The organism is Noviherbaspirillum sp. UKPF54 (genome assembly GCF_007874125.1).
Lineage (GTDB): Bacteria > Pseudomonadota > Gammaproteobacteria > Burkholderiales > Burkholderiaceae_D > Noviherbaspirillum.
In genome coordinates, this window is the sequence record NZ_CP040128.1 from 1,705,421 (window position 1) to 1,723,512 (window position 18,092).

Annotated in this window: 16 protein-coding genes; 13 read left to right on the forward strand and 3 right to left on the reverse strand. The window is 64.5% G+C overall.

Translation table 11 applies throughout. From position 1 onward, the window contains the following. Positions 1 to 2: 2 nt before the first annotated feature. Positions 3 to 3,086, reverse strand: coding sequence for a formate dehydrogenase-N subunit alpha (gene fdnG, locus FAY22_RS07935; protein ID WP_146329708.1), 3,084 nt, complete (start codon positions 3,084 to 3,086; stop codon positions 3 to 5). Positions 3,087 to 3,419: 333 nt separating this feature from the next. On the opposite strand from fdnG, the gene FAY22_RS07940 reads away from it, so the two are divergent. From FAY22_RS07940 to merP, 7 genes are all read left to right on the forward strand, one after another. Further along, the gene (locus FAY22_RS07940; RefSeq protein WP_146329709.1) at positions 3,420 to 3,698 is read left to right on the forward strand and encodes a metal/formaldehyde-sensitive transcriptional repressor; all 279 of its coding nucleotides are present in this window, start codon (positions 3,420 to 3,422) and stop codon (positions 3,696 to 3,698) included. Positions 3,699 to 3,737: 39 nt separating this feature from the next. Beyond that, positions 3,738 to 4,733, forward strand: a complete 996-nt coding sequence (dmeF, locus tag FAY22_RS07945; protein WP_146329710.1) for a CDF family Co(II)/Ni(II) efflux transporter DmeF — start codon at positions 3,738 to 3,740, stop codon at positions 4,731 to 4,733. A gap of 7 nt (positions 4,734 to 4,740) precedes the next feature. Then, a complete protein-coding gene (locus FAY22_RS07950; RefSeq protein ID WP_146329711.1) occupies positions 4,741 to 5,091 on the forward strand; it encodes a DUF3147 family protein in 351 nt (116 codons plus the stop codon). Positions 5,092 to 5,202: 111 nt separating this feature from the next. Next, entirely contained in the window at positions 5,203 to 5,748 is a 546-nt protein-coding gene (locus tag FAY22_RS07955) for a TlpA disulfide reductase family protein (protein WP_168204796.1), read from the forward strand. Positions 5,749 to 5,849: 101 nt separating this feature from the next. Further along, entirely contained in the window at positions 5,850 to 6,977 is a 1,128-nt protein-coding gene (locus tag FAY22_RS07960; RefSeq protein WP_146329713.1) for a transglutaminase-like domain-containing protein, read from the forward strand. Positions 6,978 to 7,039: 62 nt separating this feature from the next. Next, on the forward strand, positions 7,040 to 7,429 hold the full coding sequence (locus FAY22_RS07965) for a mercuric transporter MerT family protein (protein ID WP_146329714.1): 390 nt from the start codon (positions 7,040 to 7,042) through the stop codon (positions 7,427 to 7,429). Between the two features lie 7 nt (positions 7,430 to 7,436). Beyond that, entirely contained in the window at positions 7,437 to 7,730 is a 294-nt protein-coding gene (merP, locus tag FAY22_RS07970) for a mercury resistance system periplasmic binding protein MerP (protein WP_146329715.1), read from the forward strand. Positions 7,731 to 7,764: 34 nt separating this feature from the next. Here the strand turns inward: merP and ybaL are convergent, their stop codons facing one another. Further along, entirely contained in the window at positions 7,765 to 9,486 is a 1,722-nt protein-coding gene (ybaL, locus tag FAY22_RS07975) for a YbaL family putative K(+) efflux transporter (protein ID WP_146329716.1), read from the reverse strand. Between the two features lie 246 nt (positions 9,487 to 9,732). Here ybaL and FAY22_RS07980 point away from each other — a divergent pair, with 246 nt between their 5' ends. Further along, positions 9,733 to 9,972 carry a hypothetical protein gene (locus FAY22_RS07980; RefSeq protein ID WP_146329717.1) on the forward strand — a complete coding sequence of 80 codons (240 nt, stop codon included), beginning with the start codon at positions 9,733 to 9,735 and terminating at the stop codon, positions 9,970 to 9,972. 33 nt (positions 9,973 to 10,005) lie between these two features. On the opposite strand, the gene FAY22_RS07985 is transcribed toward FAY22_RS07980, so the two are convergent. Then, positions 10,006 to 10,467, reverse strand: a complete 462-nt coding sequence (locus FAY22_RS07985) for a PaaI family thioesterase (RefSeq protein WP_146329718.1) — start codon at positions 10,465 to 10,467, stop codon at positions 10,006 to 10,008. Between the two features lie 61 nt (positions 10,468 to 10,528). On the opposite strand from FAY22_RS07985, the gene FAY22_RS07990 reads away from it, so the two are divergent. From FAY22_RS07990 to FAY22_RS08010, 5 genes are all read left to right on the forward strand, one after another. Beyond that, entirely contained in the window at positions 10,529 to 11,635 is a 1,107-nt protein-coding gene (locus FAY22_RS07990; protein ID WP_146329719.1) for an HDOD domain-containing protein, read from the forward strand. 203 nt (positions 11,636 to 11,838) lie between these two features. Continuing rightward, on the forward strand, positions 11,839 to 13,647 hold the full coding sequence (locus FAY22_RS07995; RefSeq protein ID WP_146329720.1) for a thiamine pyrophosphate-requiring protein: 1,809 nt from the start codon (positions 11,839 to 11,841) through the stop codon (positions 13,645 to 13,647). A 3-nt stretch (positions 13,648 to 13,650) separates the two neighbouring features. Then, positions 13,651 to 14,754, forward strand: coding sequence for an enolase C-terminal domain-like protein (locus FAY22_RS08000; RefSeq protein WP_146329721.1), 1,104 nt, complete (start codon positions 13,651 to 13,653; stop codon positions 14,752 to 14,754). Continuing rightward, positions 14,739 to 17,669 carry an FAD-binding and (Fe-S)-binding domain-containing protein gene (locus FAY22_RS08005; protein ID WP_246860699.1) on the forward strand — a complete coding sequence of 977 codons (2,931 nt, stop codon included), beginning with the start codon at positions 14,739 to 14,741 and terminating at the stop codon, positions 17,667 to 17,669. Before FAY22_RS08000 ends, FAY22_RS08005 begins: the two co-directional genes overlap by 16 nt. Positions 17,670 to 17,678: 9 nt before the next feature. Beyond that, positions 17,679 to 18,059 carry a sensory rhodopsin transducer gene (locus FAY22_RS08010; RefSeq protein WP_246860700.1) on the forward strand — a complete coding sequence of 127 codons (381 nt, stop codon included), beginning with the start codon at positions 17,679 to 17,681 and terminating at the stop codon, positions 18,057 to 18,059. Positions 18,060 to 18,092 lie beyond the last annotated feature (33 nt).

An 18,092-nucleotide genomic window follows, 5' to 3' on the forward strand; every position in this document is an offset into this window, starting at 1 on the left:
CCTCAGATTTTTTGAATATTGACCAGGAAGGCCTTGTATTCCGGCGTCTGCGTATTGCAGTCGCCCACGGCCGGCGGCAGGATGTTGGTGAGGAAGCCCTTCTTGGCCACCGTTTCCCAGCCCCAGTGCAGCGGAATGCCGATCTGGTGCACCGTCTTGCCGTTGACCGTCAGCGCCTTCACGCGCTTGGTCACCACCGCCTTGGCCTTGATGAAGCCGCGCTTGGAACTGACCTTGACCATGTCGCCCTGGGCGATGTTCTTTTCCTTGGCGAGCGTCTCGCCGATCTCGACGAACTGCTCCGGCTGCGCGATCGCATTCAGCTTCACGGACTTGGTCCAGAACTGGAAGTGCTCGGTCAGGCGGTAGGTGGTGCCGACATACGGGAATTCCTCGTGCGTGCCGAGGCGCGCACGGTCGCTCTTGAAGATGCGCACCGCCGGGCTGTTCACCACCTTCGGATGCAGCGGGTTGGTGCCGAGCGGCGTTTCCATCGGTTCGTAGTGCTCGGAGAATGGCCCGTCGACCAGCTTGTCCGTGCAGAACAGGCGGCCGATGCCTTCCGGGTTCATGATGAACGGGCCCATGCCGTCGGCCGGCGCGGAATCGATCTTGAAGTCCGGCACGTCGGCGCCCGCCCATTTCTCGCCGTTCCAGGCGATCAGCTTGCGGCGCGGATCCCACGGCTTGCCTTCCGGCGTGCACGATGCGCGGTTGTACAGGATGCGGCGGTTGGCGGGCCATGCCCAGGCCCAGCCCGGCGTGTTGCCCAGGCCGACATCGGTGTTGTCGCGGCGCGCCATCTGGTTGCCGGCCTGCGTCCACGAGCCGGAGAAAATCCAGCACGCGCAGGAAGTCGAGCCGTCATCCTGCAGCGTCGCGAAGCCGGGCAGCTGCTCGCCCTTCTTCGCGAGGAACTTGGTCGCATCCTTCGGATCGGGAATGTCGGCCAGCGCGCGGCCGTTCATTTCCTTCGCCAGTTCTTCCGGCGACGGCGCCGTCGGGTCGGCGTAATTCCATGCGACGTTGAGGATCGGCTCGGCGGCCTTGCCGCCTTCCTTGCGATACAGCTCGCGCAGCGCGACGAACAGCTCGCCGATGATCTCGGTGTCCCCCTTCGCCTCGCCCGGCGCATCGGCGCCCTTCCAGTGCCATTGCAGCCAGCGCGCGGAATTGACGATGGCGCCGTCTTCCTCGGCAAAGCAAGTCGACGGCAGGCGGAACACTTCGGTGCCGATCTTTGCCGGATCGACGTCGTGCGCTTCGCCCTGGTTTTGCCAGAAGGTCGAGGTTTCGGTGGCGATCGGATCGATCACGACCATGTACTTCAGCTTGGAGAACGACTCGGCCACCTTGTTCGCATCCGGGAAGGACGCGAGCGGGTTGAAGCCCTGGACGATGAAGCCGTTCACCTTGCCCTGGTTCATCATCTCCACGACTTGCAGGATGTCGTACATCTTGTCCCACTTGGGCAGCCAGTCGTAGCCCCAGTTGTTGTCCTTGGTCGCCTTGTCGCCCCAGAACCACTTCATCAGGCTGACGAAGAACTTCGGCGTGTTCGCCCAGTAGTTGAGCTGGTTGTCGCGCAGGGCCTTCGGCGAGTTCTTCGCGAGATACTCGGCAAAGGTCGGATGCTGCTTCTCGTTGGGCAGCGTCAGGTAGCCCGGCAACGAAGTCGACAGAAGGCCGACGTCGGACAGGCCCTGGATATTGGAGTGGCCGCGCAGCGCATTCACGCCGCCGCCGGGCATGCCGATATTGCCGAGCAAAAGCTGGATCATCGCCATCGTGCGGATGTTCTGCGCGCCGACGGTGTGCTGCGTCCAGCCCAGCGCGTAGAGGATGGTGCCGACCTTGCCCGCCACCGCGGTTTCACCCAGCAGCTCGCATACCTTGAGGAAGTCTTCCTTCGGCGTGCCGGTCAGGCTGGAGACCACATCCGGGGTGTAGCGCGCGTAGTGCGCCTTCATCAGGTTCCACACGCAGCGCGGATGCTGCAACGTGGGATCGGTCTTGACCTGTCCTTTTTCGTCGAGCTCGTAATTCCAGGTGCCTCGGTCGTATTTGCCCTTCTCGGCGTCGTAGCCGGAGAACAGGCCGTCCTCGAAGCTGTAGCCTTCGACCACGATCGCGCCGACGTTGGTATAGGCTTTTACGTAGTCCCACTGGATCTTGTCGTTGGCGACCAGCCAGTTGATCACGCCGCCCAAAAAGGCGATGTCCGATCCTGCGCGGATCGGCATGTAGTGATCCGCCACGGCGGCGGTGCGGTTGAAGCGCGGATCGACCACGACCAGCTTGGCGCCGCGCTGCTTCTTCGCCTCGATCGCCCAGCGGAAACCCACCGGATGCGCCTCGGCGGCATTGCCGCCCATGACCAGGATGAAGTCGGCGTTCTTGATGTCAACCCAGCTGTTGGTCATCGCGCCGCGGCCGAAGGTGGCGGCCAGCGCGGACACGGTCGGCCCGTGGCAGACGCGCGCCTGCGCGTCGGTGGCGACGATGCCGAGCGAGCGCAGGAATTTCTGCGTGAGGATGCCGGTCTCGTTGGAGCCGGCCGATGCGGTCAGCATCGCCGTCGACAGCCAGCGGTTGACCGGCACGCCGTCGGCATTTTTCTCGACCACGTTGGCATCGCGGTCGGCCTTCATGTGCTTGGCGATGCGGTCGATCGCTTCATGCCAGCTGATGCGCTTCCACTCCTTGCTGCCCGCTTCGCGCACTTCCGGATACTTCAGGCGCTTCGGGCTGTGCACGAAATCGAGCAAGCCGGCGCCCTTGGGGCACAGCGCGCCGCGGCTGACCGGGTGATCGGGATCGCCTTCGATATGGATGATCTCGGCCTTGGCGTTCTTAGCGCCGCTGCCCAGGCTATACATCAGCAAGCCGCAGCCCACCGAGCAATAGGTACAGGTATTGCGGATTTCACGGGCGCGTGTCAGCTTGTATTCGCGCACCTCGGCATGCGCGGCAGTCGGGGCGATGCCGGCCAGGGCCAGGCCGGACACGCCAACGCCCGCCGTCGAAATCTTGAAGAACTGCCGCCTTGTCAATTTTACGGGGGCGGAGTTTTTCTTGTTGTCCATACATATCTCCAGAATGATCCTCGGGAACGGAACGGTGTTGGCGCGGGAAGGCGGGAATTGGGAAGATGCAATTCGTCGTAACCATCAAACCGCGAGCGGATGTTCCGGCTTTGATGGCTAATTGCAAAACGCGATGTCTAGTACACGCGGGTCTGTTACAACTGACCAAAGCGCGCGGAGTGTAGCACCGAGTTTCCAATAAGTAATTTGCTTCAAATCAAGAAATTCCGGGATTGCGGGCACGGCGAGGGCACGTCATCGTGCGTGCCGCAGCGAGGCTTTCCAGAAATGCGTGGTAATATACCCCCCTACCCTATCTTTGCTTCGCGCCATATGGGACACACCATTCGAGAAAAGACCAAGCTGCTCAATCGCGTGCGCCGCCTGCGCGGGCAAGTCGACGCCATCGAGCGCGCGCTGGACGAGGAACGCGGCTGCGCCGAAGTACTGCAACTGATCGCATCCACGCGCGGGGCGATGAACGGCCTCATGGCGGAGCTCATGGAAGGCCATATCCGCGATCACGTGGCCAGCCCCGATCTGGCGAGCGATGCCATGCGCCAGCAAGGCGCCGACGAACTGATCGAAGTCTTGCGCACCTATCTGAAATAAACGGACCGTCCGCCGGCCCCGCCTTTTGAAGGATCTTCCATGTCAAGTCACCACGTTCCCGACGACCTGTCCGCCTGGATGCATGACCATGTCTTCGACGAAGGCAGCCAGTCCGCCGAACGCGGCACGCGCGCGGTCATGTGGATCACCGCCGCCATGATGGTCGTCGAGATCGCCGCAGGCTGGTGGTTCAACTCGATGGCCCTGCTGGCCGACGGCTGGCACATGAGTTCGCACGCGCTGGCCGTCGGCCTGTCGGTCGCCGCCTATGCGGCGGCGCGCCGCTACGCGCGCGATCCGCGCTTTGCCTTCGGCACCTGGAAGATCGAAGTCCTGGCCGGCTTCACCAGCGCGGTGCTGCTGCTGGCGATCGCCGTGACCATGGTCGTCGGCTCCGCCGAGCGGCTCCTGTCGCCCGAGCCGATCCATTATCAGGAAGCGATCCTGGTCGCGATCGTGGGGCTTGCCGTCAATGTCGTGTGCGCGCTGATTCTGGGCGGAGCGCACCATCACCACCATGACCATTCGCACGGCCATGATCACGATCATCATGACCACGGCCACCATGACCATGAGCACCACCACGATCTGAACCTGAAGTCGGCCTACGTGCACGTCATCGCCGACGCCGCCACGTCGGTGCTGGCCATCGTCGCCCTGTTCGGCGGCTGGATGTACGGCTGGGCGTGGCTCGATCCGGCCATGGGCATCGTCGGCGCGGTGCTGGTGGCCGCCTGGGCGAAAAACCTGATCCGCGATACCGGAAAAATATTGCTGGACAGGGAAATGGACCATCCGGTGGTCGAGGAAATCCGGGAAGCGGTGGAGTCCGGCACGCAGGAAGGCAACACGCGCATCGCGGACCTGCATGTCTGGCGCGTCGGCAAGCGCCATTATTCCTGCGCCCTGACGGTGGTCACCGGTGACGCCTCCCTGACCTCGACCAAGCTGCGCGAGCGCATCGCGGTGCACGAGGAAGTGGTCCATGCGACGATCGAAATCGTGCACCGCCCCGCTCTCCAACCAGCGTCGTGAGGATGCCATGACCTGGATGATCGCCAAATACGGGATTACCGCCGCCGTCGTCGTGCTGGTATCGGAGCTGGCCAAGCGCAGCGACAAGCTGGGCGGCTTGATCGCCGCGCTGCCGATGGTCACCGTGCTGACCCTGATCTGGCTGCATGTCGAGCAGCAGCCAGTGGACAAGATCGCAAACCATGCGTGGTACACGTTCTGGTACGTGGTGCCGACGTTGCCGATGTTCCTGGTGTTTCCCTTCCTGCTGCCACGGATCGGGTTCTGGGGTTCGCTCGGCGCCGGCATCGCCTTGACGATCGCCTGCGTCGCCGTCTTCGCGCTCGTGCTGCGCCACTTCGGCATCGATCTGCTGTAAGCGGCCGCGGATGACGGCCGGCGGGCAGGCCGCCAGCCCCGCGCCAAACGGCTTTCCGTCGCTTCTGCTATGATGCGACCTTTTCCAGCTTGTAGCAGTGCGCAGGGTACCATGTCAGCAGGGACAGATTGTTTTCGCCGCGTCATCCTTGCCGTGACGCTCGCGACGCTTGCTCTGGCATGGCAGCCGCTGGCAGCCAAGGCGCCTTCGCTGCGCGCATGGCCCAGGGAAACGCCGTCGCCGGCACTGAAAATGACCGATCTCTCCGGAACCCAATGGGACCTGGAGAGCTTGCGCGGCAAGGTGGTCGTTCTGAATTTCTGGGCCAGCTGGTGCTCGCCCTGCGTGGACGAAATTCCTTTTCTCAATGACCTGGCCTCGGGCCCATCGGCAACGGGAAAAGTCGTTGTTCTTGGCGTCAATTTCAAGGAATCCGCCGCAGCCGTCGACCGCTTTTCGGCCGTCCAGAACTTCCGGTATCCGATCGTGCTCGATAAATCCGGAGAGCATTTCAAGAAATGGACGACCGGCATTTTGCCGACCACGGTCCTGATCGCGCCCGATGGCAAGGCGCGCTGGCGCATCGTCGGCGAACTGGACCGCGAGGACGGCCGCCTGCAGGAAGCGATCGACAGAATGCTGGATGAGCGAAAATAGAGCGTTCGCGCGACTGAATCCCGCGCAAGTGTCCGGCAGCCGGGACCGCCGCCAAGAGGATTGATGCGCATCGCAAGTAAAAGCTTAAGACAGGAACAAAAATGCAAAATAGCAAACCTAACGCAATCACCCGCCGCTCATTGTTGAAGGCGGCATCGGGCGCCTTGCTTGCCGCAGCCCTTCCGCAGGCCGCGCTCGCGCAACAACGGGAGGAAAGACGGTTCGCGCCGCAGCCCGGCGACTGGCGCAGCTTCGAGGTCGTCACCCGCGTCGACCTGCAAAAGAACGGCGTTCCGGCAAAGGTCTGGGTGCCGTTGCCATCGGTCGAAACCGCGTGGCAGCGTTCGCTGTCGGACGAATGGTCCGGCAACGGCAAGTCCATGCGCGTTGTCACCGACGGCCGCTACGGCGCGAAGTATCTTGCCGCCGAATTCGACGGGACGGCGCCGGCGGTGCTGGAAGTGAGGTCGCGCGTGCAGACCCGCGACCGTGCGACCGACTGGGAAAAGCCGGCAGCCGCCCACGAAACGCCGGACGACTTGCGCAGCTGGCTGCAGCCGACCGACCTGATGCCGCTGGACGGCATCGTGCACCGCACCGCGCGGCAAATCGTGGCGGGCGCGCGCACCGACCTCGACAAGGTCCAGCGCATCTACGACTGGATCATCATTTCGACCTATCGCGAGCCCAAGGTGCGCGGCTGCGGCGTGGGCGACATCAAGGCGATGCTGGAATCGGGAAATTTGAGCGGCAAGTGCGGCGACATCAACGGACTGTTCGTGGGACTCTGCCGCGCAGCCGGCGTGCCGGCGCGCGACGCCTACGGCATCAGGCTGGCCCCGAGCGCTTTCGGCTACCGCGAACTGGGCGGCAACCCGGCTTCGCTGAAGGGCGCCCAGCATTGCCGCGCGGAAGTTTATTTGCGCAAGCACGGATGGGTCGCCATGGACCCGGCGGACGTCGGCAAGGTGATGCGCCTCGAAACCGGCACCTGGATCAAGGACCCGGATCACCCGGTGGTCGCGCCCGTCAGGAAGGCACTGTTCGGCGGCTGGGAAGGCAACTGGATGGCATACAATTTTGCCCACGACGTCGCCCTGCGCGGCTCGACGACCGGCAAGATCGGATTCTTCATGTACCCGCAGGCCGAAATCGCGGGCGAAGCGCTCGACCCGCTGGAGCCGGACGCGTTCAAGTACGCAATCAGCGCCCGCGCGGTGACCGCCTGAGGACGGAATGATAAGGATGGCGAGGATGGCATGCTTCCTGCTGTACAACCCTGCCCGCGCCGATGCCTGAAAAGCTGCAATTCATGAAATCGAGTGAAACTTCATCGCGAAAGAACCTGAGCGCGCGGCTGATGGCCGTGGGCGTCGTGTCGGCGCTCATCGCCTCCAGCTGCTGCGTGCTCCCGCTCGTGCTCGTCCTGGCCGGCATTACCGGCGCATGGATGACCACGCTGACCTCGCTGCGTCCCGTGACGCCGGTGTTTACCGTGCTGGCGCTGCTTGCGCTGGGCTGGGCCGGGGTGCTCCTGTTCCGCCCGGCCGGTTCATGCTCGGTAGCGGATGGCGGCGCCTGTGAGACGACGCGGCCCGTCGCCCGGCTGGTGTTCCTGGGCTGCGCCGCGTTCGTCGGCCTGCTGTTGCTGTTCCCCTTGCTGGCTCCCATTTTCTATTGACCGTCCCATGCCGAAACTCCTGCTTTCCTCTTTGTTCGCGGCCCTGCTGTCGCTTCCCCAGTTTGCGCTGGCAACCTCCCGCACCGTGTCGCTGAATGTGCCGACCATGGATTGCGCCACTTGTCCGATCACCATCAAGGCGGCCTTGCTCAAGGTGCCGGGCGTGACGCAAGCGAAGGTAAGCTACGAGCGGCGCGAGGCGGTCGTCGTCTTCGACGACAGCAAGACCGGCGTCGACGAGCTGAAGAAAGCCACGTCGGACGCCGGTTATCCGTCGATGCTGAAGAGCGCACCGAAATAATCCGACCAGGCCGGGCGCCCTGATGGCGCCCGGGTCAATGCGGCGCCGACTCCCGCGCGGGGCCGGCTTCCCGCGAATTCTTTCCGAACCGGGCCAGCACGTGCCCGCCCATCCCTTTCGCCAGTTCGTTCACGCCCAGGAAGATGGCGCCTGCCGATTCCCTTTCCAGCATCCTTGCTTCTTCTTCGCTGTGCGTGCGGACCACGATTTCGATCTGCGGATTCAGGGCGCGTGCCGCGCCAATCATCTGGCGGACGTTGAAGGTGTCGGGAATGGCGATCACCAGCATGCCGGCACGCGCGATGTGCGCCTGGATCAGCACCGCCGGTTCGGCGGCATTGCCGACAACGGCGGCAATGTCCTGCTTTCTGAGCCGTTCCACCAGCTCGCGGTTCTGTTCCGCCACCACGAAGGGAATGCCGTTTTCAGACAGGCAAGCCGCGAGGCGGCGCCCGACGCGGCCGTAGCCGACCAGCACGACTTGCCCTGACAGAAATTTCTCTTCGGTCGACATCGGCAATTCGGCCAGCGGGTCGCCGGACCTGTCGAGCAGGCGCGAAACGGAAGAATGCGGGCGCAGCCAAGCTTGGAGCGGCCGTACCAGCGAAAACATGAGCGGGTTGGCAGCGATCGAAATCAGCGCGCCAGCCAGGATCAGGCTTTGCCCTTCTGCCGGCAGCAGGCCCAGGCTCACGCCCAGGCCAGCCAGAATAAAGGAAAACTCGCCGATCTGCGCCAGGCTTGCCGACACCACGAGCGCCGTCTTCAGCGGATAACGGAAGGCCAGGACCAGCGCGGCGGCGGCGATCGACTTGCCGAACATGATGATGCCGATGACAGCCAGTACCTGCAGCGGCTGCCTGACCAGCACCGTGGGATCGAACAGCATGCCCACCGAGACGAAGAACAGGACGGCAAACGCCTCGCGCAGCGGCAGCGATTCTTCGGCCGCGCGGTGGCTGAATTCGGACTCGCGCAACACCATGCCGGCAAAAAAGGCTCCCAGCGCAAAGGACACGCCGAACAGCTTGGCGGCGGCGTAGGCGATGCTGACGGCTGCCGCCACCACGCACAAGGTAAACAATTCGCGCGAATTGGTGCGCGCGACATGCCACAGCAGCATCGGGAATGCGCGGCGTCCGACGATCAGCATCAAGGCGATGAAGGCCGATACTTTGAGCAGGGTCAGCCCCAGCGAGGCCCACAGGTCGCCGCCGGACGAATTACCGCCGAGCCAACCCGCAAGGCCCGGCAGCAGCACCAGCACCAGCACCATCGCCAGGTCTTCCACGATCAGCCAGCCGACGGCGATGCGCCCGTTGACGGAATCGAGGATGCCGCGCGCCTCCAGCGCGCGCAGCAGCACGACCGTGCTTGCCACCGACAATGCCAGGCCGAACACCAGCGCCCCGCCCAGCCCCCATCCCCAAGCCGTGGCGACCGCCGCACCCAAGGCGGTCGCCACGGCGATCTGGAGTACCGCGCCCGGCAAGGCGATCTTGCGCACTTCCAGCAAGTCGCGCAGCGAAAAATGCAAGCCGACGCCGAACATCAGCAGCATGACGCCGATCTCGGCGAGTTCGCCCGCAATATTGGAATCGGCAACGAATCCCGGCGTGAAGGGGCCGATGATGACACCGGCCAGCAGATAGCCGACCAGGGCGGGAAGCTTCAGCCGGGCGGCGGCAAATCCGAGAATCAGCGCCAGGCCGAGCGCCGTGGAAATCGTGGTTATCAGCGGAATGGAATGGGTCATGCGTTTCGATTTCAATGAAAGGAGGAGGATGCCGCTTGGCGCCGCCGCCGGATGCGGTGCCGGCTACTGCCAGTGTAATGCTGGTCCGGCTTGCCCTTCGGAGGCCGGATGCATCGATTTGCGTGACGCGTCACGGATAATTGCGACTCCGTCGTGTTGCATGAATAGACACCGCTGGTTTCAAAAGTTTGATATCAGTCAATATTTCAAGCCATAATATGCGCCAATTCGCGACCGGGAGAATGAATGAGCATCAGCACGACTTCTTATGTGTCCCAAGTGGCAAGCAGCCTGCAGCAATTGAGCGCGCATCGCGAGCAGCAGCTCCAGGTGAACCTCGATGCCGGGAATTCGATACGGCAATCCCGCCAGCAGGCGGTCGAGCAAAGCATGCGCGACGACACCACGCAGGCACAACGCGTGAATGAAATCCGCTCGGCGGCGCTGAAGGCAGCGCATGGCGGCGGTATCGACGTCTGGGCTTGAACGCCGCAGGATGAGCGCGCCGAGCAGTGTCTTTCAGGCGCCGAAACTGTCCGGCATCTGCACCGCCACGACCTCCCCGCTGGCGGTCGCGACGCCGTCGGCGAATACGGTGGTTTCCACCACCACCTTGCGCCCCTTGATTTCCTTCACCCTTCCCCGGATTTCCAGCTCGCCGCTCAGCGGCGTCGGTTTCAGGTAGTTCACGTGCAGCGATCCGGTGACGAACCGGAAAGGCGGCAGCGTACCCATTTCCCTCCCCTCGGCGCGATACATGGCCGCCGCTGCGGTGCCGGTGCTGTGGCAATCGATCAGCGACGCCAGCAGGCCGCCGTACACATAACCCGGAATGGCGGTGTGATAGGGTTCGGGCGTGTAGCGGGTGACGGATTCCTCGCCCTCCCAGTAGGTCTTGATGCGATGGCCGTGGTCGTTGCGGGAACCGCAGCCGTAGCAATGGGCGACATTATCCGGGTAGTAATCCTGAAAGGCTTTCATGGGCGTCTCGCTGGCAGGTTGTTATGAAGAATGACACGACCGTTCATTTTCCCGGCAATCCATGAATCCGGCAACCGCGCCGGTGCAGGGAAAGCCGATATACTCGAGCCATCCGCTGCCAGTTCACATCAACATCATGAAGAAGTTGTTGCATCGCCTGTTCGGGCGTACGCCGGAGCACTTGCCGGACCCGGATCTTCCGGATGCCCCCATGACGGTTCTGGCGCTCGATGCGCCGCCCGCGCCGGACCGGACGATCAACGTCGATACCCTGTTCTTCCCGTGGCTGATGGGCATGGCCGAAGGAGAGGTGCGCGACCTGAACGAAGAGGAAAGCCGCCGGCTGAGGGCGCTCAAGCGCGTGGCCGACAGCGACAGCCCGGCCACCGTCGAGCTCGTTCCGCGCCTGCCCGCGGTGGTTCCCATGCTGCTCAGGACCTTGCGCGAGCAAAACGTTTCCAACACTCAGCTGGCGCAGCAGATCTCCCAGGATGCGGTGCTGGTCGCGGCGGTGCTCAGGCAGGTCAACAGTTCCTATTTCCGCCGGGGCAAGCCAGTGCACAACATCGAGGAAGCGCTCGCCGTGATCGGCCAGAATGGCTTGCGCATGCTGGTGGCGGGCGTCGCCTTCAAGCCCCTGTTCAGCGCCGGGCTCGGGCATTGTACGAGCGTGGGCGCGCCACGCCTGTGGGAATTGTCGTCGTCCTACGCCGTAGCGTGCCGTTGCTTCGCGGCACGTTTGCGCGTCGATCCGTTCGAAGCCTTTCTCGCGGGTCTGTTGCAGCATGCCGGCATCGTGGTCGCCCTGCGCGTGCTGGACCAGGCCGAGGCCGGACCGCCGGGCGAGCTGCGCTCGCTCGCATTTCATGCTTCGTTCGCCCATTACGCGCGGCGTCTGGCGAGAGTCGTGGGACACCACTGGGAATTCCCGCAGCGGGTGGTCGCTGCGGTCGATCCGATAGCCGCACCGGGCGGCGCCGATGCACTGTCGCGGGTGCTGATCCTGGCCGGCAAGACCGCCAGAATCAGGCTGCTCGTCAAGAAAGGCTTGCTCCAGGAAGACGAAGTGGAGGCATGCCTGGATGGCGACGAGGTGGCTGCCTGCCTGGATTGCTACCGCCAGCTGCGCGAAGCCGAGGAGCAGGATGTCGAATCGGCTGCGCCTTAATGCCGCTTAACGCCGCACAACGCAGCTGGCGACGCGCCGCTGCAGTTTTTACCGTTATCCACGTATATTTTTCAGCCGCCGCGCCTGTCGGCGGCGGGTCTCGCGGCTATGCGCCCGGCGGCGGGACTTTGTCTTTGCCCAAATGATTTTGGCACGCTGTTTGCGGCACCTCCCTGTCGAAGTGATTCTTTACGGGGTGCACCATGGAAGCGACAGTCGGAGACTTTCTCCTGAAACGCCTGTCCGAATGGGGAGTCAAGCGCGTGTTCGGCTACCCCGGCGATGGCATCAACGGCATCATCGGCGCCTTCGGCCGTACCGACGCGATCGAGTTCGTGCAGGCGCGGCACGAGGAACTGGCCGCCTTCATGGCGACCGCGCATGCCAAGTTCACCGGCGACGTCGGCGTCTGCCTGGCGACTTCCGGCCCTGGCGCGATTCACCTGCTCAACGGCTTGTACGATGCCAAGATGGACCACCAGCCGGTAGTGGCCATCGTCGGCCAGCAAAAGCGCATGGCGCTGGGCGGCGATTACCAGCAGGAAGTCGACCTGATTTCGCTGTTCAAGGATGTCGCGCATGAATTCGTGCACATGGCGACCACGCCGGAGCAGGTGCGCCACCTGGTCGACCGCGCGGTGCGCATTGCGCGCGACCAGCGCACCGTCACCTGCATCATCTTCCCCAACGACTTGCAGGAAATGGAAGCGGTGGAAACGCCGCCGCGCGTGCACGGCAGCGTGCATTCCGGCATCGGCCTGACCGGGCGGCGCATCGTGCCCGGGCAGGCCGACCTGCTGGCGGCAGCCGATGTGCTCAATGCAGGCAAGAAAGTGGCGATGCTGGTCGGCGCCGGCGCGCTCGACGCCACCGATGAAATCATTGAAGTTGCGGACCGACTCGGCGCCGGCGTGGCCAAGGCGCTGCTGGGCAAGGCGGCGGTGCCGGACGACCTGCCCTTCGTCACCGGATCGATCGGCTTGCTTGGCACCAAGCCGAGCTGGGATTTGATGAACGAGTGCGACACCTTGCTGATGGTGGGGTCGAGCTTCCCCTACTCCGAGTTCCTGCCCAAGGAAGGCCAGGCGCGCGGCGTGCAGATCGACATCGACGGGCGCATGCTGAACCTGCGCTATCCGATGGAAGTCGGGCTGATCGGCGACAGCCGCGAAACCCTGCGCGCGCTCATTCCCAACCTGCAGCGCAAGGCCGACCGCACCTGGCGCGACCAGGTCGAGCAGAACGTCGACCGCTGGTGGCGCGTGCTGGAAGCGCGCGCGATGAACGAGGCCCATCCGATCAATCCGCAGCGCGTGTTCTGGGAACTGTCGCCGCGCCTGCCGGACAACTGCATCCTGACCTGCGACTCCGGGTCGGCGGCCAACTGGTATGCGCGCGACCTGAAGATCAGGCGGGGCATGATGGCTTCGCTGTCGGGCGGGCTGGCGACCATGGGGCCGGGGGTGCCGTACGCGATCGGCGCCAAGTATGCCCATCCGAACCGGCATGTGATCGCGATGGTCGGCGACGGCGCGATGCAGATGAACGGCATCAATGGCCTGATCACGATTTCCAAGGTCTGGCGCGACTGGGTCAAGAGCGGCGGCGACCCTCGCCTGACCATCATGGTGCTCAACAACAGCGACCTGAACCAAGTGACCTGGGAACAGCGCGTGATGGCGGGCGATCCCAAGTTCGAGGCTTCGCAGTCGCTGCCGAAATTCCCGTACGCGGCCTACGCCGACCTGCTCGGGCTGGGCGGCATCCGCGTCGAGCGGCCGCAGGATATCGGTCCGGCCTGGGACCGCGCTCTGTCGGCGACGGTGCCGACCGTGGTCGAGATGGTAACCGACCCCGACGTGCCGCCGCTGCCTCCGCATATCGAAGCCAAGCAGGCGCGGCATTACCTGAAGGCGCTGTGGCAGCGCGACCCCGACGCGCTCGACACGGTCATCGCATCGTTCAAGGAAGCCTGGGACGGATTGTTCCCGCCGAATAAGCAAGGCAAGTAAATCATGTCCACGCTGCACCCGCCCGAACCGATCGTGCACGTCGGCGTGTCGGCTTACCGGATTCCCACCGACGCCCCGGAGTCGGATGGCACGCTGGAATGGGATTCCACCACGCTGGTACTGGTGCGCATCAACGCCGGCGGCGCCTCCGGCATCGGCTACACCTATGCCGACACCGCCACCGCCGCCCTGATCCGCGACAGGCTGGCCCCCCTGCTCCACGGGCGCGACGCGCTGTCGATCAACGCGCGCTGGCAAGACATGGCGACGGCGATCCGCAATCTCGGCCGCCCCGGCATCTGTTCGATGGCCATCTCGGCGGTCGACGTCGCGCTGTGGGACTTGAAGGGAAAACTGCTCAACGTCTCGCTGGCGGCGCTGCTGGGGCCGGCGCGGCAGGCGATCGCTGTCTACGGCAGCGGCGGCTTCACCAGCTATTCGGAGCAACGGCTGCGCGAGCAGCTCGGCGGCTGGGCGCAGAGCGGCATACGCCACGTGAAGATGAAGATCGGGCGCGAACCGGAGCATGACGTGGCGCGCGTGCGCGCCGCGCGCGAAGCGATCGGCGTGGATACCGGTCTGTTCGTCGACGCCAATGGCGCCTATACCCGCAAGCAGGCGCTGGCGTTCGCCCGCGACTTCGCGCAGCACGACGTAACCTGGTTCGAGGAACCGGTGTCGTCGGACGACCTGTCCAGCCTGCGCCTGCTGCGCGACGACGGCCCGCCCGGCATGGCCATATCGGCCGGCGAGTACGGCTACGACCTGCCCTATTTCCGGCGCATGCTGGAGGCGCAGGCGGTCGACGTGCTGCAGGCTGACGCCACGCGCTGCGGCGGCGTCACCGGCTTTCTCGGCGCTTGCGCGCTGTGCGAGGCCTGGGGCATCCCACTGTCGAGCCACTGCGCTCCGGCCCTGCACCTGCCGCTGATGTGCGCCGCGCGGCCCGGCATCCATCTCGAATATTTCCACGACCATGCACGCATCGAGCACATGCTGTTCGAAGGCGCGGCCGTGCCGGACAATGGCATGCTGGCGCCGGAGATGGCGCGGCCGGGTCTGGGCATCGAGTTCCGGCGCCAGGAGGCGAGATGTTACGAGGTCTAGTCGACACGAAATCGAATGCGCCGCCGCTGGCCCAGGGGTTCGGCGACATGAAGCGGCTGGAGGCCGAGCTCAGGCAAGGCATCGCCGGCGAAGTGAGATTCGATAACGGCAGCCGCGCGCTGTACGCCGCCGATGCGTCGAACTACCGGCAGGTGCCGATCGGCGTGGTGATCCCGCGCACTATCGAGGACGTGATCGAGACGGTGCGCCTGTGCTACCGCTACGGCGCGCCGGTGCTGTCGCGCGGCGGCGGCACCAGCCTGTGCGGCCAGTGCTGCAACGTCGCGGTGGTGATCGACTTTTCCAAGTACCTGAACCAGGTGCTGGAAATCGACGCGCAGGCCAGGACCGCGCGCGTGCAGCCCGGCTGCGTGCTGGACGACCTGCGCCACGCGGCCGAACGGCAGGGCCTGACCTTCGCACCCGATCCCGCCACCCACAACCACAACACGCTGGGCGGCATGATCGGCAACAACTCCTGCGGCCCGCATTCCGTGATGGGCGGCGAAACGGTGCACAACATCATCGAGCTCGACGTGCTGACCTACGACGGCACGCGCATGACGGTCGGCGCCACTTCGGACGAACAGCTGCGGGAAATCCTCGCCCAACCGGGCCGGCGCGGCGACATCTATGCGCACCTGCAAAAGCTGCGCGACCGGTACGCCAACCAGATCCGGGGGCGCTTCCCGCAGATTCCGCGCCGGGTGTCCGGCTATAACCTGGAAGCGCTGCTGCCGGAGCATGGCTTCCATGTGGCGCGGGCGCTGGTCGGCTCGGAAGCGACCTGCGTGGTGGTCCTGGAAGCCAAGGTGCGGCTGCTCGACAATCCGGCGGCGCGCTCGCTGCTGGTGCTGGGCTACAAGGATGTGTACGAGGCCGGCGACCATGTGCCGGAAATCCTGAAGCACAAGCCGATCGCGCTGGAAGGCATGGACGACCGGCTGATCGCCGACATGACGGCGGTACACCTGCACCCGGACAACGTGAAACTGCTGCCGGAAGGCGGCGGCTGGCTGCTGGTCGAATTCGGCGGCACCGGCAAGGACGACTCCGACGCCCAGGCGCGGCGGCTGATGGATGCCCTGCGCCAGGCCGAGAATCCGCCGTCGATGAAGCTGTTCGACGATCCTCCGGTGGAAAAGATGATCTGGAAGGTGCGCGAATCCGGCCTGGGCGCCACGGCGCACGTGCCCGACAAGCCGATCACCTGGGAAGGATGGGAAGATTCGGCGGTGCCGCCCGAGAACCTCGGCCAGTACCTGCGCAAGCTGCGCGCGCTGTTCGAGAAGTACGGCTATGGCTGCGACCTGTACGGCCATTTCGGCCAGGGATGCGTGCATACGCGCATCGACTTCGACCTGGAGACGGCCGATGGCATCCGCACCTTCCGCGACTTCCTGCACGAAGCGGCGCGCCTGGTGGTGAGCCTGGGCGGTTCGATCTCGGGCGAGCACGGCGACGGCCAGTCCAAGGCGGAGCTGCTGCCGATCATGTTCGGCGACGAGCTGATGCAGGCTTTCCGCGAATTCAAGGGAATCTGGGACCCGCACTGGAAAATGAACCCGGGCAAGGTCATCGGGCCCTACCGTGCCGATGAAAACCTGCGGCTGGGCACCGAGTACAACCCGCCGGTGCTGCCGGTGCATTTCCACTACCCGCGCGACAACGGCGATTTTTCGCGCACGCTGCTGCGCTGCGTCGGGGTCGGCGAGTGCCGCAAGAAAGAAGGCACGATGTGCCCGAGCTACATGGCCACCAGGGAGGAAATGCATTCCACCCGCGGACGGGCCCACCTGCTGTTCGAGATGGTACGTGGCGAAGTAATCACCGGCGGCTGGAAGGATAAGTCGGTACACGAAGCGCTCGACCTGTGCCTGTCCTGCAAGGGGTGCAAGGGCGAGTGCCCGGTCAACGTCGACATGGCGACCTACAAGGCCGAATTCATGTCGCATTACTACGCGGGACGGCTGCGCCCGGCGAGCGCCTATGCATTCGGGCTGATCGACCGCTGGGCGAAGCTGGCGTCGCACGCGCCCGGCCTTGCCAACTTCCTCACGCAGCGCGAGCCGTTCGCCGCGCTGGCGAAGAAAATCGTCGGCATCGCGCCGCAGCGCCGCATCACGCGGGTGGCCGAGGAATCCTTCTCTTCCTGGTTCGCCAGGCGGAGCCGGAAGGAACAGGGGCGGCGCCGCATCATCCTGTGGCCGGACACCTTCAACAACTACTTTCATCCTGAAACCGCCCGCGCCGCACTCGAGGTGCTGGAGCACGCCGGCTTCGAGGTCGCGATTCCGAAGGTTCACCTGTGCTGCGGGCGGCCGCTGTATGAATTCGGCATGCTCGACCGCGCGAAAAAGTACTTGCAACAAGTACTTGACGTGCTGGCCGACGATATCCGCGCCGGCACGCCGATCGTCGGGCTGGAACCGGCCTGCGTGTCGGTGTTCCGCGACGAGATGCCGGACCTCTTTTCCTACAACGAGCAAGCCAAACGCCTGCGGGAAAAGGTGTTCCTGCTGAGCGAATTCCTGGAAAACGAAACCGACGGCTTTCCGTTTCCGAAGCTGGAGCGCCGCGCCATCGTGCACGGACACTGCCATCACAAGGCGGTGCTGAAGATGGACGCCGAAATGGCGGTCATGAAAAAGCTGGGACTCGACTTCCAGCTGCTCGACTCCGGCTGCTGCGGCATGGCCGGCTCGTTCGGCTTCGAAAAGGAAAAGTACGGCGTCTCGATGCAATGCGCCGAGCGCGTGCTGCTGCCTGCCGTGCGCAACGCGGGCGATGGAACGCTGGTGATTGCCGACGGCTTCAGCTGCCGCGAGCAGCTGTTGCAGACGACCGATGCAGAACCGCTGCACCTGGCGCAGGTATTGCGCATGGCGCTGCACCAACACGATGGAAAACGTTAAGACAAGGAGGTGCAATTGGACCCGATCGGAAAACTGCGCTGGGCAATCGCCGAAGGCTATATCCCGCCGCAAAGCACCGGCAGCGGCCGGGAAACGGTCAGCCACGAAACGGCCTGCATCCTGAATGCGGGCGACCAGCCGGCGCAGATCGCCATCACCATTTTCTTCAAGGACCGCTCGCCGGCCGGGCCGTACCGGGTAACGGTGGCGGCGCGCCGCACGCTGCACCTGCGCTTCAACGACTTGCGTGACCCGGAGCCGATCCCGCCCGGCACCGACTATGCCAGCGTCATCGAGTCCGACGTGCCGGTCGTCGTGCAGCACACCCGCCTCGACTCGCGCCAGGCAGAGCTGGCGCTACTGTCGACGATCGCCTATGGCGGCGACTGAGGCTGCCTGGGCGCGGAATATATTGAACACCAA

Bases quoted from the DNA above. Each gene is read 5' to 3' on its own strand.
- fdnG (WP_146329708.1), bottom strand. From the start codon at position 3,086: ATGGACAACAAGAAAAACTCCGCCCCCGTAAAATTGACAAGGCGGCAG.
- FAY22_RS07940 (WP_146329709.1), top strand. From the start codon at position 3,420: ATGGGACACACCATTCGAGAAAAGACCAAGCTGCTCAATCGCGTGCGC.
- dmeF (WP_146329710.1), top strand. From the start codon at position 3,738: ATGTCAAGTCACCACGTTCCCGACGACCTGTCCGCCTGGATGCATGAC.
- FAY22_RS07950 (WP_146329711.1), top strand. From the start codon at position 4,741: ATGACCTGGATGATCGCCAAATACGGGATTACCGCCGCCGTCGTCGTG.
- FAY22_RS07955 (WP_168204796.1), top strand. From the start codon at position 5,203: ATGTCAGCAGGGACAGATTGTTTTCGCCGCGTCATCCTTGCCGTGACG.
- FAY22_RS07960 (WP_146329713.1), top strand. From the start codon at position 5,850: ATGCAAAATAGCAAACCTAACGCAATCACCCGCCGCTCATTGTTGAAG.
- FAY22_RS07965 (WP_146329714.1), top strand. From the start codon at position 7,040: ATGCCTGAAAAGCTGCAATTCATGAAATCGAGTGAAACTTCATCGCGA.
- merP (WP_146329715.1), top strand. From the start codon at position 7,437: ATGCCGAAACTCCTGCTTTCCTCTTTGTTCGCGGCCCTGCTGTCGCTT.
- ybaL (WP_146329716.1), bottom strand. From the start codon at position 9,486: ATGACCCATTCCATTCCGCTGATAACCACGATTTCCACGGCGCTCGGC.
- FAY22_RS07980 (WP_146329717.1), top strand. From the start codon at position 9,733: ATGAGCATCAGCACGACTTCTTATGTGTCCCAAGTGGCAAGCAGCCTG.
- FAY22_RS07985 (WP_146329718.1), bottom strand. From the start codon at position 10,467: ATGAAAGCCTTTCAGGATTACTACCCGGATAATGTCGCCCATTGCTAC.
- FAY22_RS07990 (WP_146329719.1), top strand. From the start codon at position 10,529: ATGAATCCGGCAACCGCGCCGGTGCAGGGAAAGCCGATATACTCGAGC.
- FAY22_RS07995 (WP_146329720.1), top strand. From the start codon at position 11,839: ATGGAAGCGACAGTCGGAGACTTTCTCCTGAAACGCCTGTCCGAATGG.
- FAY22_RS08000 (WP_146329721.1), top strand. From the start codon at position 13,651: ATGTCCACGCTGCACCCGCCCGAACCGATCGTGCACGTCGGCGTGTCG.
- FAY22_RS08005 (WP_246860699.1), top strand. From the start codon at position 14,739: ATGTTACGAGGTCTAGTCGACACGAAATCGAATGCGCCGCCGCTGGCC.